Origin of the sequence: Alkalicoccobacillus gibsonii, from assembly GCF_016798245.1 — a bacterium.
Lineage (GTDB): Bacteria > Bacillota > Bacilli > Bacillales > Bacillaceae_D > Alkalicoccobacillus > Alkalicoccobacillus gibsonii.
This window is the reverse complement of record NZ_JAEUZA010000001.1, coordinates 163059-177729: the sequence shown is the minus strand read 5'-3', so window position 1 is coordinate 177729 and position 14671 is coordinate 163059. Positions and strand designations below refer to the sequence as shown.

Below are 14671 nucleotides of genomic sequence, written 5' to 3'. Positions count from 1 at the left end.
CAGCATCATTCGCCTTTCGTAATTTTATTTGAACAAGCGGGGGGAGAACCCGAGACTCCAACGGAACAGAACGCGGTGAAGACACTTTAGCGGCGCTTTTCCCGCGAAAGGGGCTGAGGCCGTTCCCGTGGAAAGCGAGGGATTCTCCTGTAGCGGATTTGATGCTACCTTCGTGTTTTACTCGCTACATTAATATAATGTCCAGACCTCGTTCCTTTTTTGTCACATTTTACAGCTTCACTTCTTCTGTCCGTTTCTTACCGATGACAGATAAGTTTAAGTCAATTAATTGTTCTACACTTACTTCAGATGGAGCGTTTGTTAGTAGATCGCTTGCGCTGGCTGTTTTTGGGAAAGCAATGGTATCACGTAGATTGCTCTTACCTGCAAGCAGCATTACCATACGGTCAAGCCCAAGTGCAATTCCTCCATGTGGAGGTGTACCGTACTCAAATGCTTCCATTAAGAAACCAAATTCCTCACGTGCAGCTTCCTCTGTAAACCCAAGCGCCTTAAACATTTTTTCCTGAACATCACGCTTGTAAATACGTTGAGACCCTCCACCTAGCTCGTATCCATTTAATACAAGGTCATAGGCTTCAGCACGGACATTTTCAGGCTCCGTTTCAAGAAGATGCAGATCTTCTTTTAATGGACTTGTGAACGGATGATGAGCAGCAACAAAGCGATGAGCATCTTCATCGTACTCAAGCAGTGGGAAGTTCATGACCCATAAGAAGTTAAACGCATTCTGATCGATTAAATCAAATTCTTTGCCGAACTTCATACGAAGAGCTCCAAGACTATTTTGAACAACACTTGCTTTATCTGCTCCGAAGAATAGTAAGTCTCCTGCTTCTGCATCAAGAGCTGATTGAAGGGCTGTCGCTCCCTCTTCGTCAAAGAATTTAGCAATTGGTCCTTTTAACCCATCAGCCTCAACCTTTAACCAAGCAAGTCCTTTGGCTCCGTAAGGCTTCACAAATTCTCCTAAAGCATCAATTTCTTTACGAGATAGCTTTGTGGCGCCACCTTTTAAGTTCAGACCCTTCACCATGCCGCCAGTGTTAAGCGCATTTTGGAAAACCTTAAATTCAGTTGATTTTGCTACTTCATTTAAGTCGATTAACTCCATCCCAAAACGTGTGTCAGGTTTATCGGATCCATAACGGTTCATCGCATCATCGTAAGAAATGCGTTTAAATGGCGTAGGAACATCAACACCCTTTACTTTTTTAAGAAGACTTGACATCATATCTTCCATCATTTTGATTAGTTCTTCCGTACTCATGAATGAAGTCTCAATGTCTACTTGCGTAAACTCCGGCTGACGATCTGCACGTAAGTCTTCATCACGGAAACAACGTACAATTTGATAATAGCGCTCAAATCCAGAAACCATTAAAAGCTGCTTAAAGATCTGTGGAGATTGTGGCAACGCGTAGAAGCTACCATGATGAACACGGCTTGGAACTAAGTAGTCACGCGCTCCCTCTGGTGTACTCTTTGTAAGCATTGGCGTCTCGATCTCATAGAATGTTTGCTCATCTAAGAAGTTACGAATAAACTTTGTTGTTTGATGACGTAATTTAAACACATCTTGCATATCAGGACGACGTAAATCTAAATAACGATATTTTAAGCGAACATCCTCTGATGCATCCGTGTCAGCTTCAATCTGAAACGGTAACGATTTAGATGCATTTAAGATCTCAATCTCAGATACATGTACTTCAATTTCACCTGTTGCTAATTTATCATTAATGGTTTTTTCATTACGTTTTACAACGGTCCCAGTTACAGAAACCACATATTCATTTCTAATTTTCTCAGCGATTGCCAGAGCTTCTTGATTAATCTCTGGGCTGAACACAACCTGAACAATACCTGAACGGTCACGTACATCAAGGAAAATAACTTGTCCTAAATCACGGCGACGTTGTACCCACCCTTTTAATTCAACCTTTGCTCCTTCATGCTGTGCAGTTAATTCTCCGCATTGATGCGTTCTTCCACTCATCCTGCTTGGCCTCCTTTAAGTTCTCTCTTTATATAGTCAACGAATTCAGCTAGTGGCTGTGACACTTGTTCACCGGTCTCCATGTTTTTCACTTCGATACGGTTTTCATTTAATTCGTTTTCACCTAACACAGCAGTAAACTTAGCATTTAAACGATCAGCCGCTTTAAACTGACCTTTCATTTTCTTATCAAGATAATCCTTGTCTGCTACGATGCCAGCTTGTCTGAGCTTATATAGTAACTCGACTGAGGCTGATTTTGCTTCCTCACCTAACGCAACAAGATAACAATCGATAGAAGGCTCCTCCACACTGACTAGGTTCTCTGCTTTAAGAGCCATAATTAGACGTTCAATACTAAAGGCAAACCCAATACCAGGTGTACTTGGTCCTCCTAATTCTTGAACTAAGCCATCATAGCGACCACCACCACATAAGGTTGTAATGGCACCAAAGCCCTCTCCCTCAGCCATTACTTCAAATGCTGTATGGTAGTAATAATCGAGCCCGCGCACAAGAGTTGGATCAATAACATAAGGAAGTCCAATCCGATCAAGGTGAGCCTTCACTTGTTCAAAATAAGCACGTGATTCTTCGTTTAAATAATCTAAGATGGAAGGAGCTGTACTCATTAATGGGTGCTCACGGTCTTTTTTACAATCAAGAATACGTAGAGGATTTTTCTCTAGTCGCATCTGACAATCACCACAAAACTCATGAATGCTTGGCTTAAAGTGATTGATTAACGCTTGACGGTGCGCCTCCCGACTTTCTTTGTCACCTAAGCTATTCAACACAAGCTTTGTATTTGTGATTCCTACCTCTTTATAAATATCCATTACGAGTGCTAGCACTTCGGCATCAATTGCTGGGTCAGCACTACCCATCGCTTCTACACCAAATTGCACAAACTGACGCATTCTACCTGATTGTGGACGCTCGTATCTGAACATCGGTCCATGATAGAACAGCTTAGTTGGCTGAGCAGCTTGCCCAAATAATTTGTGCTGTACGTATGACCTGGCAACAGATGCTGTTCCTTCTGGTCGTAACGTTAAATCCCGATCACCGCGATCCTTAAATGTGTACATTTCTTTTTGAACGATATCTGTTGTATCTCCTACGGTACGAGTAAACACTTCTGTATGTTCAAAGATTGGAGTTCTAATTTCTCTAAAATTATAGCGACGGCACACTTCCTGTGCTTTCGCTTCAATGAATTGCCAAATCTCACTTTCACCAGGCAAAATATCCTGGGTTCCGCGTGGAATTTGTATGTTCATCCTTTTCTCCCCCTGCTTTTTTCAAATAAAAAACTCTCGTCCCTGATGAATGCATGCATTCATCAGGGACGAGAGTTAGATTCCCGTGGTGCCACCCTAGTTAAGACAAATGTATTCCACTTTGTCTTCGCTTGAAAGCAGGTATCGTCTGCTAAACGGCTATTCCTACTCAGTCACATGGACCGTTCAGAAAGCTCCTCTAAGGTGTTCGTTCATTAAGACAGACAGGAGGGCTTACAGCCTTGGCCACTCTTCTCTGGATATCTGTTGTTCTTAATTACTCTGCCTTTTCATCGGACTCATATAGAATTACTAATGCTATCTATCATACGAATGAATAGTCAGGCTGTCAACTACTTAATAATGATCCGATCAATCTTTGCAAGATTTTTTTCATTATGATTGTAGCCAAATTCGGTTTGACAGCGGCCTGATACATAACCTGATTCCTCTGTATGAGTCAGATCCGAAACAGTAAAAATAGGATGATTGCTTACTTCAAAGAACTGTGATAACTTGCCGTTTGTGCGCATACACTCAGCTCCCTAACAAATGATAATAGTAGGGTTACCAGTTTAGGCGCTCATTAAACATGTTCCTTGAATTATTCTCCAGGAACGTCCTCAAGTGGCTGCGCATTTCCGTAAACAGGCTTGGTGCGATTAGATGGCTCCGCCCATTTTACAGCATTTATAATGACTTGTTGAATATCCTTGTTATAGTAGGTTGGATAGGTTTCATGACCAGGTCGGAAATAAAAGATTTTACCCATTCCACGGTGGAACGTGCAGCCACTTCTAAATACCTCTCCACCTTGAAACCAGCTTACAAACACCAGCTCATCTGGAGACGGAATATCAAAGTGCTCACCATACATCTCTTCCTTTTCAAGCTCAATGTACTCACCTACTCCATCTGCAATTGGATGATTCGGTTGTACAACCCATAATCTTTCCTTTTCATTTGCTTCCCTCCACTTTAAATCACAAGAGGTTCCCATCAGCGTTTTGAAAATTTTAGAGAAATGTCCTGAATGGAGAACAATTAATCCCATACCAGCTAATACTCTTTGTTGAACACGTGTGACAATCTCATCAGAGACCTCATGATGGGCAATATGTCCCCACCACACTAACACATCTGTCTGCTCTAGAACCTCCTCAGTAAGACCATGTTCAGGTTCATCTAAAGTTGCTGTTCGTGTATCAACTCCAGCCTTCGTTAGGAAGTCCGCAATGGCAACGTGAATGCCCTTTGGATAAACCTCTTGAACCTTTTCATTAGTTTGTTCATGACGATTTTCATTCCAGACTGTAACTTTCATTATTAAATCGACTCCTTTAAAGTGGTATCGTTCTCATACGCCCAGTGCTAGGCACAAAACTTCATGTGTCTCGCACAATCAATTCCGTTCTTAGCAATTCCGTATGTCCTACAAGAGACAGTTGGTTTGTGAGGATATAAATCATATGCTGCATGCTCTGTTCACCCATTTTTTGAATGGGCTGACGAATGGTCGTTAATCCTGGTGTAATAACATCCGCAATTTGTTGATCATCAAACCCAATGACTGATAAATCATTCGGAACATGGATGCTCGAGTTCCTCGACTCTGAAATAATACCTGTAGCCACTTCATCACTTCCCGTGAAGATAGCATCAGGTCTTTCAGACATTCGTTCTACCTTTCGAAACACATGCCGTCCATCATTAAAATTCGTAGCATTTCGAAACAGCCATTGTTTATTAAACGTAAGCTGATGATCTTGAAGCGCCTTAAGAAAACCTTTTTCACGATCGCTTCCTAGATTGGAACCAATTGTTTCATCTCCGCGACACAATCCAATTTTTGTTTTTCCTTGTTTAATAAAATGGAAAGTCGCTTCATAGCTTGCTTGAAAATGATTAATGCGGAAGGAAGGAATATCCGTCTGATCGGTATATTCATTACATAAAACAATTGGACCATAAGCCAAATAAGGCTTAATGTCTTCCCAATTATTTTCAATTGAAGCAAATATGACACCATCGACCTGTTTTGTTCTTAATAAGTTTAGATACGTCATTTCTCTTTCTTTGCTTCCTCTTGTGTTACATAAAATCAATTGAAAGCCTGCTTCTGTAGCCACCGAATCCATCGCATCAACTAACCCACTAAAGAACGGATTAACGATCCTGGAAATTAAGACAGCGATTGTTTTTGTTTTACTGCCTCTTAGCCGTTGCGCAGATGAATTCGGAACATAACCAAGTTCTTTCATCGCAGCCTTAACACGGATACGCTTTTCTTCGTTCACATATGGGTGATTATTAATGACACGAGATACTGTTGACCTAGATATCCCGGACAACTTGGCCACATCTTTAATCGTAGACAACGAATCAATCCCCCTCCCCTCATATGTAAGCGCTAACATCATATACAGTTTATTATGTCGATTTCAAAAAATCAATCTTTTTTTAAAGAAATGATACCTAAAAAAGGCCGATGGTTTTTCCATCGACCGAATACTTGTTTTTATTTTTCTAAAATTAGCGTTACAGGCCCATCATTAATTAATTCAACATCCATATCTGCACCAAAGCGACCTGTCTCCACTTGCACACCTTTTTCTTTAAAACGTTCATTAAAAGAATTATACAGGTCACTAGCCACATCAGGCTTTGCTGCTTCTGTAAAGCTTGGACGACGACCTTTTCGCGTATCACCATACAATGTAAATTGGGATACTGACAGAATAGCGCCTCCGGTATCGAGCAAGGAGTGATTCATCTTTCCTTGTTCATCTTCGAAAATACGAAGGTTCAAAATCTTATCAACTAGATAGTCCACTTCTTTTAAAGAATCCTCGTGAGTTATTCCAACCAAGAGAACCAGACCGTGAGAAATGGAACCAACTTTTTCTTGATTAATCGTTACACTTGCTTCCTTTGATCGTTGTAAAATGATTCTCAATGTTTACACCTCTTGCCTTAATGCATCATACGTCTTACAGAATAAATGTCTTTTAACTGCTTAATTTTCTCTACTACCTTTTGCAGATGACCGAGATTTTGAATGGAGATACTCATATGAATCGTCGCCATTTTATTCTTTGGATCAGAACGACCAGTTACAGCATTAATCGATGTACGTGATTCTGTCATCGTATGCAGGACTTCATTTAGCAAACCATTACGATCAAAACCGGTAATCTCAATATCAACTGGATATGCTTTATTCTCATGTACTGAGCCTTCCCATTCTACATCAAGAAAACGACTCTTATCCTCGGAGAGAATATTCGGACAGTCGGCACGGTGAATAGAAACCCCACGTCCTTTAGTAATAAAACCAACAATGTTATCACCCGGGACAGGCGTACAGCACCGCGATATGCGAATCAGAAGGTTTTCTACACCTTTTACACGAACACCAGAATTTGTCTTTTTCTTTGGTGTAAAAGTTTTCATATCAGATAATGCGTTGTCGAGTGTTTGATCCTCTTGCTCTTGATCTTTTTTCTTGCGCGCTTTTTCAGTTAACTTATTTACAATTTGTTTTGCACTAATACCGCCGTAGCCTGTTGCAGCAAACATATCTTCTTCGCCAGCAAAACTAAATTTAGATGCTGCCTCAGCTATATTCTCTGCTGTAAGTACTTCTTTAGGATCAAACTCAAGAAGTTTTACTTCTTTCTCAAGCATCTCTCGGCCCTTTTGAACGTTCTCTTCTCGTTTTTCCTTCTTAAACCACTGCTTAATCTTATTTTTTGCATGAGAAGATTGAGTGATTTTTAACCAATCCTGGCTTGGACCATATGAATGCTTAGAGGTCATTACCTCAACAATATCACCTGTTTTCAACTGGTGATCAAGAGGTACCATCTTACTATTGACTTTAGCTCCAATACACCGGTTGCCAATCTCACTATGAATGCGGTACGCAAAATCAAGTGGCACGGAGCCTCTTGGTAATTCAACCACATCACCTTTTGGAGTAAACACAAAGACCATGTCAGAGAACAAGTCCATTTTCATGGATTCCATAAATTCCTGGGCATCATTTGTATCAACCTGTGACTCGATTACATCACGGAACCATGTAAGCTTGTCTTCAAACGAATTTGGATGGTTTGAATTCACCTTACCTTCTTTGTAAGCCCAATGAGCCGCTACCCCAAATTCTGCTACACGGTGCATTTCTTCTGTACGAATCTGCACCTCTAGCGGATCACCATACGGACCAACAACTGTTGTGTGAAGCGATTGGTACATATTTGCTTTAGGCATGGCAATATAATCCTTAAAGCGACCAGGCATTGGACGCCAACAGGTATGAATGACACCTAAAACCGCGTAACAGTCTTTTATATTCTTGACGATAATACGTACTGCCAAAAGATCATAAATCTCATTAAATTGTTTGTTTTGAAGAACCATTTTACGATAAATGCTATAGATATGCTTAGGACGACCAGAAAGCTCACAGGTTACATCCATATCAACAAGCTGTTCATTGATTCGTTCAATGACTTCATCTAGATAACTCTCGCGTTCCGCACGTTTCTTTTTCATCAAATTAACAATTCGATAGTATTGTTGCGGATCTAAATAACGCAAGGCTATATCTTCAAGCTCCCACTTAATCGCTGAGATTCCTAATCTATGTGCAAGAGGCGCAAAAATCTCCAGCGTTTCATTTGAGGTAACCCTCTGTTTAGCTGGAGGCATAAACTTTAGTGTACGCATATTGTGCAGGCGATCAGCTAATTTGATTAAGATCACTCGTATATCTTTAGCCATGGCAACAAGCATCTTTCGGTGATTCTCCGCTTGCTGTTCTTCCTTCGACTTGTACTTAAACTTTTTCAGCTTTGTGACTCCATCTACAAGCATTGCCACTTCTTCATTAAATTCAAGAGTAATATCTTCAATGGTCACGTCTGTATCTTCAACGACATCATGTAAAAAAGCCGCTGCTACTGTATTCGGATCCAGTTGCAAACCGACTATAATTCCAGCTACTTGTATCGGATGGAGAATATAGGGCTCTCCTGACTTTCTATACTGCCCACCGTGATGCTTCTCAGCATATACATACGCCTTTCTTAAAAAGGCTATATCTTCTTCACCTAAATATTCACTTGCCTTTTCAATCACCTGTTCTATGGTCATTCCATCACCTTATTCACGAAACAATATTTCCTACTATTATCCTTGATTTTAACCACCGCTGTAAAGTCATAAACAGAAGAATTTTGACAGAATCACTCAGTTACCGTTGGAACCACCACTTATTTTTGGTTCATAAGGAAAATAAGGGTAAAAAAAAGAATGACCTGCGCAATGCACAGATCATTCTTACGTATAATTAATAGGTCATTAAGCTAAATGTATTGTAGTTCTTCAAACGGTCTCTTCCGTTTAAGTAAGAAAGTTCAATTAAGAAGGCAATACCTACAACAACTCCACCTAGTTCTTCAACCATTTTAATCGTTGCTTCAATCGTTCCACCAGTAGCAAGTAAGTCATCGGTAATTAAGACCTTCTGACCTTTAGTAATGGAATCCTTATGAATGGTTAAGCTATCTTTCCCGTATTCCAAACCATAATCGACAGATAAGACTTCACGAGGTAGCTTACCTGCTTTCCTTACCGGAATGAACCCTTTTCCCATTTCAACAGCGAGTGGACAGCCAACAACAAAGCCACGAGCCTCTGGTCCAACAATTAAGTCAGCATCAAGATCTGCGGCATATTCTCCAAGTGCTTGAATCGCCGCTTTATATGCAGGACCATCTTGCATTAACGTTGTAATATCTTTAAAACGAATTCCTTCTTTAGGGTAGTCCTCTACGATCGTAATATATTGTTTAAAATCCATTATACTTGCTCCTTCACATTTTGATTGGTATCGGCTGTTTTTTGAAATGCGGCTTCAAACCAATGTCTTAATTGATCATACGATGAGTAAACAAACTCGTTTTCTAAGTCTGCTTGCTTTAGCTTACTACGATAGAGTAAGGATTCAGTTAAATCTTTTTTCGATGGCTTCACAACAGGACGGGCTACACCATCTGAGCATTCGATAAATCCAAGCTCCTCAAATACTTCAGCCATGAATTGAACAGTCCCTTGCGACCAGCCTTTGTGATGCTCAATTTGCTTTTGCTGTTTCATATAGGCCACTTGCTTACGCTGCACTATAAACGCATAAAACCATTTAAAGTCATTACGAGTCGGATTTGATGAGAAAAACGTATCCTCCTCTTGATAAAAAATAGAGTAAATGCGACTAGGGCTTCCAGCTAATTGAAATAGCTTTAATAATTGATTTTCTTCTCTTGGGACATCAAGTAACACAAGGTATTTATCGGTCAAGAAATCGCTATTCCAGTCAATTTCCTCGAAATGATGTACAAATGTGCCTGCCATTAGAGATTGACTAGGCTGTCCGCGAAACGCAACACATACTGTTTGGTCTTCAGGAAGCTCGCTCACCCGTTCAGAAATTCTAGGTGGCTTTAAGCTTCTCCAATCAAATAACTGCCACTCGGAAACAGCTAAGTCCTCGATCATTAATTGTGGCTTTACAGTCCCATTCCATTCATTAACGGATAAGGTGCCTAGCGCTTTTATCGCAGCGGATCGTGTAATCTCTTCATGTAAATGACCCATGCGAAAGCCAATCCCATCAAGAGAGGCACCGTGATCCGTTATGCTTAATTTTAAATGAGAGGAATCACTTCCAATACGCCTAATTTGTCCTAATTGGACATTTTCAAACATAATTTTAGGTTTTGGATTCCCCACACCAAACGGCGCTAGCTTTTCTACCTGTTTCACAACTGATAAGGTCGCTTCGTCTACTCGAGCTAATACATCTACCTTTGCAATCGGTTGATAATCCTCTTCTGTTAGCACCTCGTCCGCTTGTTTATGAAGACGAGCTCGAAGTTCATCAACAAGTGCTAGTTCCATTGTTAAACCAGCTGCCATTGGATGACCCCCAAAGTGCGGCAAAATGTCTCGATTCGATGAAAGCTCCATAAACATATTAAAGCCCTCAATACTTCTAGCTGAGCCCTTCGCTTTCCCTTGCTCTGCATCAAAGCTCATCACAATAACCGGACGATAATAACGCTCAACAAGCCTTGAGGCAACAATCCCAATGACCCCTGCATTCCATCCTTCTTTACCAACGATAAGTACGTTATGATCAGCAATTGGATAAGATTTTTCGACCATATCTATTGCTTCTTTTGTCATCTCATTTACTATGGCTTGCCTTTCCTTATTCAGGAGATCAATTGACTCTGCTAAGGCCGTTGCCTCTTCAAGGTCCTCTGCAAGCAATAGGTCTACAGCTGGATCTGCCGAATCCAGTCTACCTGCAGCATTCATTCGTGGCCCAATCGCAAAACCAACATGATCGGCTTCCATTACGTCAGCCCCAAGTCCACAAACCTTCTTCATTGCAATTAAACCGGCTCTCTCCGTTTGTTGTAAGGCAGAGAGACCCATACGAGCAATCAGTCGATTCTCATCCACTAAAGGCACCAAGTCTGCTATTGTACCAATTACAGCGATATCTAGCAAATCAACAGGTACGCGGTCCAAGAGTGCGTGAGCCAGCTTAAAGGCAACCCCAACACCCGCTAATGACTTAAAAGGGTACGTACAGTTCGGCTTCTTAGGATTTAAGATATAGAGCGCGTCAGGTAAGACAGGTGGCGGCTCGTGGTGATCCGTAATAATAAAATCTAATCCAATTTCCTTGGCTACACTCGCTTCATGCACAGCTGAAATTCCCGTATCTACTGTAATCATCAGCGAACATCCTTCTGCCTTTGCACGGCGAAGCGCCGGCTCATTTGGGCCATAGCCTTCTGTAAACCGGTTTGGCACATAATATTCTACGAGAGCTCCTAGCTCTTTGAGCGCATGCATCAACACAGCCGTGCTGCTTACCCCGTCTGCATCATAGTCCCCAAAGACTACTATATGTTCTTGTTGTTTAATCGCTTGATGAATTCGATTGACGGTTTCCTTCATTCCGTCCATTAAATAAGGATCATAATAAGATAACCCGTCTTTATCTAAAAACCGTTGTACATCCTTTTGCTCTTTGATTCCACGGTTTAACAGAAGCTTCGCTACTAATGGCGGTAGCTGACAACTCTCACAAAGAGCGTCAATCTCAGCCTGGTCCTGAGTTTGAACCTGCCATCTTGCTCGTGGCTTTAACATAACTTCACCCCTCGACCCTCCTATTATACAAGAGGGAGCAAGGGGTGACAATGCGAACCTATTTTAACTCGTTTGTTGAATCTGTTACAGGCGCCTTCGGTTTACTATTTGGTGGCGTTGTCGTTGATGGTGTTTCCTTTTTCGTTACTGGAGTTGTTGTTTTAAGTCTCTTGACTTCTGATTGTAATTTGAGGATGCGAACCATTCCCATTGCACCAGCAACGGCAGCCCCTAAAAATACAGATCCTAAAATAACAAGAATTAATGGCCATTCAGACGTACCAAACATGTAATTTACCGGAACCGGATCCACGTTAATCACAGCAAAGATCGCAATAATAATAGCAGCAATAATACCTATAATAAATGCACTTTGACCTCTCATACCACTCTCTCCTTTTAAACGCATTTTACTATACCTTTAGTAATTACCCTTAATCTTCTCTTTTTAAAACTTGCATAGAAAATGAATGAAGTGGACCAGAATATATCCGGTCCACTTTTGATTAAATGATTGGCTCTTCCTCTTTCGGATCAGCTGGTTTTAGTTTTTGTTTCTTAATATGTCTGGCTTTCATTACAAGCCAAAGCTGTGCCGCAAGAAACATGGATGAATAGGTTCCTGCAACAAGACCGATCACAAGAGCAAGTGAGAAGGAGAAGATGGCGTCTCCACCAAAAATTAAAAGTGATAGAGCAGCGAAAACGACCGTAAGCACCGTGTTAATCGAACGTGATAATGTTTGAATTAAACTTGTGTTTACAATTTCCGCTAGATCCTTAAACCCTTCAATGACTTTCGCTTTCTTCACATTTTCCCTAATCCGATCGAAAGTGACGATCGTATCATTAATGGAATACCCAACAACTGTTAATACGGCAGCGATAAATGGTACGTTCACTTCTACCTGCAAAAAGCTAAATAATGCGATGATAAAGAAGGCATCATAGAGTAGAGCAACAATTGCTGCTACACCATATAAAAACTCATATCGAATGGCTAAGTAAATAACAATACCAAGCGAGGCAATTAAGACCGCGTAAATCGCATTCTGAGCCAGCTCCTTCCCTACTTGAGGGGAAACTGTGCTAACGGTTGGCTCTGCATCATAGTTCTCAATGAAATATGCTCGAACCTCTGCGACCTGATCGTTATTTAAAACATCAATAAAACGCGCGGTGGCAATTTCATTATTTTCACCGGCCAACGTAATATTTGGGGCGTAGCTTTCATTTATTGTTGCAAAATCCTCTTGAATTTGTTCGTTTGTAAGAGTCTCGTTTGTATCAATCGTAATGTTAGAACCACTTTCAAAATCTACACCTAAATTTAAACCAAGTGTAAACAGCGAAATAATACCGGCAATGACAAAAATGATAGATACAGCGAAAAATTTATTACGATGCGTAATAAAATCCAGTTTCCATTTTCGATCATTAAAGCTCATCAATATCACGCTCCTTTACACCAAACCAACCTGGTCGTTTGTTCAAGAACTTACTACTTACCCACATGCCAAGTAGTAATCTCGAACCGAGTACGGCGGTTAAGAAGCTTGTTAAAATACTTACAATCAAGACGATTGAGAAGCCTCGAACAGCGCTTGTACCAAAATAAAACATTACACTCGCTGCTAAAATCGTCGTTAAGTTTGAGTCCAAAATCGTCGAAAACGAACGTCTTGTTCCAGCTTTAAATGCAGACATCGTTGACTTGCCAGAGCGCAGTTCCTCTCTAATTCGTTCATACGTAATAATGTTCGCATCTACAGCCATACCAACACCTAGTACCAAAGCTGCAATCCCAGGTAGAGTCATTACTGCATTCATCAAATTCAAGATAACGATAACTAAATACGTATACACGCTAAGTGTAACTACTGCAATAAACCCTGGTAAACGATAATAGAACAACATGAAAACGAAAATTAACGCAATCCCTATTAAACCAGCATAGACGGTTTGTACCATCGATTTTTCACCAAGGGACGCACCAACTGAGTTTGAGAACATCTCATCAAGCTTAACTGGGAGTGATCCAGCATTTAAGATTTCAGAGATATGCTTTGTTTCATCCGGCGTAAAGTTACCGCTAATTTGCACATCTTGACTATTAATCACTTCGCTCACATTAGCCGCTGACAAAAACTTAGGATCGGCACTATTCGCCTCTTCTGCGTACGAATCGCCTTCTTCAAAATCCAACCAGATCACTAACACATTTTCACCAATTGGACGCTGTGAAAGGTCTCTTGTTACTTCAGCAAAGCGTTCAGCATCCTTCAGCTTAAGCGTCACAATCGGACGATTCGTTTGATCAAACTGACCGGCCGCCCCGTTTTGTTGCAGGTCGCTACCATCAAGAAGAATATTGTCATCAACATCTCTAAATGTTAGCTCTGCCTCTGTCGCAAGAAGCTGTCTTGCGGTTTCTTGATCCTCTACACCAGCAAGCTGAACGCGGATGCGGTCATCTCCTTCAATCTGAATAACCGGTTCGGAAACCCCAAGAACATTCACACGTTGGTTTAATGCCGTAACAGTTGCTGATAATGTTTGTTCAGTAATTTCAGTGTCATCAATTGGAGTTACTTCATATAGAACCTCGAAGCCCCCTTGAAGATCAAGCCCTAGCTTTGTTTCCTTCGTTATACTCATCACTGTTGTTGAAATCAATACAGCAAAAGCAAGTACAATGAGAAAAAAAGCAAAGATGCGGCCTTTTTTAACCATGTCTTTCTTTGCCTCCTTATGTATAAAGCACTCTTTCTATCCTACCACAACTTATGTTAAATAAAAAAATAACTAGACAGTTACTTCTCAGACTCCTCAAACTCACGAAACCAATCTTCAGGCTCCTTATAAGAATTCACAGTCAACCAGGTCATGTACACACTCGCTTTTAAGTTAAGCAGTTCATCCGTGAATGAATAAAAAGGCACGTACGTTTTTTTCTTACGCAAACGTTCTGTTACACAACGCCAAATTTCATCTTTGGTTGCTTTATCATACCCAAGCATATGAAACTCTTCCACTTTACTTGTTAGAACTGGTTCCATGTCTTCTTTCCAAACCTCAAATTGCTGCTTCTCATCCATTTGATTTCGCCCTTTCTACTTATCATGCCAGGAAAATA

The 14671-nt window shown here is 40.8% G+C and carries 13 protein-coding genes and 1 other annotated feature; all 13 genes read right to left on the bottom strand.

Annotated features, from left to right (window positions below; all coding sequences use genetic code 11):
- Nucleotides 1-229 precede the first annotated feature (229 nt).
- The 13 genes from aspS to JNO66_RS00895 all read right to left on the bottom strand — a co-directional run bounded on the left by aspS (nucleotide 230) and on the right by JNO66_RS00895 (nucleotide 14633).
- Nucleotides 230-2020 (bottom strand): aspartate--tRNA ligase, encoded by a 1791-nt coding sequence (gene aspS / locus JNO66_RS00955; RefSeq protein ID WP_203086344.1) that lies wholly within the window; start codon nucleotides 2018-2020, stop codon nucleotides 230-232.
- Complete coding sequence (gene hisS / locus JNO66_RS00950) at nucleotides 2017-3303, bottom strand: histidine--tRNA ligase (RefSeq protein WP_203086343.1); 1287 nt, start codon at nucleotides 3301-3303, stop codon at nucleotides 2017-2019. The genes aspS and hisS overlap by 4 nt, the downstream gene beginning before the upstream one ends.
- Before the next feature lie 61 nt (nucleotides 3304-3364).
- Nucleotides 3365-3606: a binding site (T-box leader), on the bottom strand.
- A gap of 50 nt (nucleotides 3607-3656) precedes the next feature.
- Entirely contained in the window at nucleotides 3657-3836 is a 180-nt protein-coding gene (locus JNO66_RS00945) for a hypothetical protein (RefSeq protein ID WP_203086342.1), read from the bottom strand.
- 71 nt (nucleotides 3837-3907) lie between these two features.
- A complete protein-coding gene (locus tag JNO66_RS00940) occupies nucleotides 3908-4630 on the bottom strand; it encodes a ThuA domain-containing protein (RefSeq protein WP_203087459.1) in 723 nt (240 codons plus the stop codon).
- Nucleotides 4631-4688: 58 nt separating this feature from the next.
- On the bottom strand, nucleotides 4689-5681 hold the full coding sequence (locus tag JNO66_RS00935) for a LacI family DNA-binding transcriptional regulator (RefSeq protein WP_203086341.1): 993 nt from the start codon (nucleotides 5679-5681) through the stop codon (nucleotides 4689-4691).
- A gap of 140 nt (nucleotides 5682-5821) precedes the next feature.
- The gene (gene dtd / locus JNO66_RS00930) at nucleotides 5822-6259 is read right to left on the bottom strand and encodes a D-aminoacyl-tRNA deacylase (protein ID WP_203086340.1); all 438 of its coding nucleotides are present in this window, start codon (nucleotides 6257-6259) and stop codon (nucleotides 5822-5824) included.
- Nucleotides 6260-6276: 17 nt separating this feature from the next.
- The gene (locus JNO66_RS00925; RefSeq protein ID WP_203086339.1) at nucleotides 6277-8460 is read right to left on the bottom strand and encodes a RelA/SpoT family protein; all 2184 of its coding nucleotides are present in this window, start codon (nucleotides 8458-8460) and stop codon (nucleotides 6277-6279) included.
- Between the two features lie 196 nt (nucleotides 8461-8656).
- Nucleotides 8657-9169, bottom strand: a complete 513-nt coding sequence (locus JNO66_RS00920; RefSeq protein ID WP_203086338.1) for an adenine phosphoribosyltransferase — start codon at nucleotides 9167-9169, stop codon at nucleotides 8657-8659.
- Nucleotides 9169-11535 (bottom strand): single-stranded-DNA-specific exonuclease RecJ, encoded by a 2367-nt coding sequence (gene recJ / locus JNO66_RS00915; RefSeq protein WP_203086337.1) that lies wholly within the window; start codon nucleotides 11533-11535, stop codon nucleotides 9169-9171. The genes JNO66_RS00920 and recJ overlap by 1 nt, the downstream gene beginning before the upstream one ends.
- Before the next feature lie 58 nt (nucleotides 11536-11593).
- On the bottom strand, nucleotides 11594-11920 hold the full coding sequence (locus tag JNO66_RS00910) for a LapA family protein (protein WP_203086336.1): 327 nt from the start codon (nucleotides 11918-11920) through the stop codon (nucleotides 11594-11596).
- Nucleotides 11921-12041: 121 nt separating this feature from the next.
- On the bottom strand, nucleotides 12042-12983 hold the full coding sequence (gene secF, locus JNO66_RS00905) for a protein translocase subunit SecF (protein WP_203086335.1): 942 nt from the start codon (nucleotides 12981-12983) through the stop codon (nucleotides 12042-12044).
- On the bottom strand, nucleotides 12973-14268 hold the full coding sequence (secD, locus tag JNO66_RS00900) for a protein translocase subunit SecD (RefSeq protein WP_203086334.1): 1296 nt from the start codon (nucleotides 14266-14268) through the stop codon (nucleotides 12973-12975). Before secD ends, secF begins: the two co-directional genes overlap by 11 nt.
- Nucleotides 14269-14348: 80 nt before the next feature.
- Entirely contained in the window at nucleotides 14349-14633 is a 285-nt protein-coding gene (locus JNO66_RS00895; RefSeq protein WP_203086333.1) for a post-transcriptional regulator, read from the bottom strand.
- Nucleotides 14634-14671: the final 38 nt, after the last annotated feature.

Bases quoted from the DNA above. Each gene is read 5' to 3' on its own strand.
- secD (WP_203086334.1), bottom strand. From the start codon at position 14,268: ATGGTTAAAAAAGGCCGCATCTTTGCTTTTTTTCTCATTGTACTTGCT.
- recJ (WP_203086337.1), bottom strand. From the start codon at position 11,535: ATGTTAAAGCCACGAGCAAGATGGCAGGTTCAAACTCAGGACCAGGCT.
- JNO66_RS00945 (WP_203086342.1), bottom strand. From the start codon at position 3,836: ATGCGCACAAACGGCAAGTTATCACAGTTCTTTGAAGTAAGCAATCAT.
- hisS (WP_203086343.1), bottom strand. From the start codon at position 3,303: ATGAACATACAAATTCCACGCGGAACCCAGGATATTTTGCCTGGTGAA.
- secF (WP_203086335.1), bottom strand. From the start codon at position 12,983: ATGAGCTTTAATGATCGAAAATGGAAACTGGATTTTATTACGCATCGT.
- JNO66_RS00895 (WP_203086333.1), bottom strand. From the start codon at position 14,633: ATGGATGAGAAGCAGCAATTTGAGGTTTGGAAAGAAGACATGGAACCA.
- JNO66_RS00925 (WP_203086339.1), bottom strand. From the start codon at position 8,460: ATGACCATAGAACAGGTGATTGAAAAGGCAAGTGAATATTTAGGTGAA.
- JNO66_RS00920 (WP_203086338.1), bottom strand. From the start codon at position 9,169: ATGGATTTTAAACAATATATTACGATCGTAGAGGACTACCCTAAAGAA.
- aspS (WP_203086344.1), bottom strand. From the start codon at position 2,020: ATGAGTGGAAGAACGCATCAATGCGGAGAATTAACTGCACAGCATGAA.
- JNO66_RS00910 (WP_203086336.1), bottom strand. From the start codon at position 11,920: ATGAGAGGTCAAAGTGCATTTATTATAGGTATTATTGCTGCTATTATT.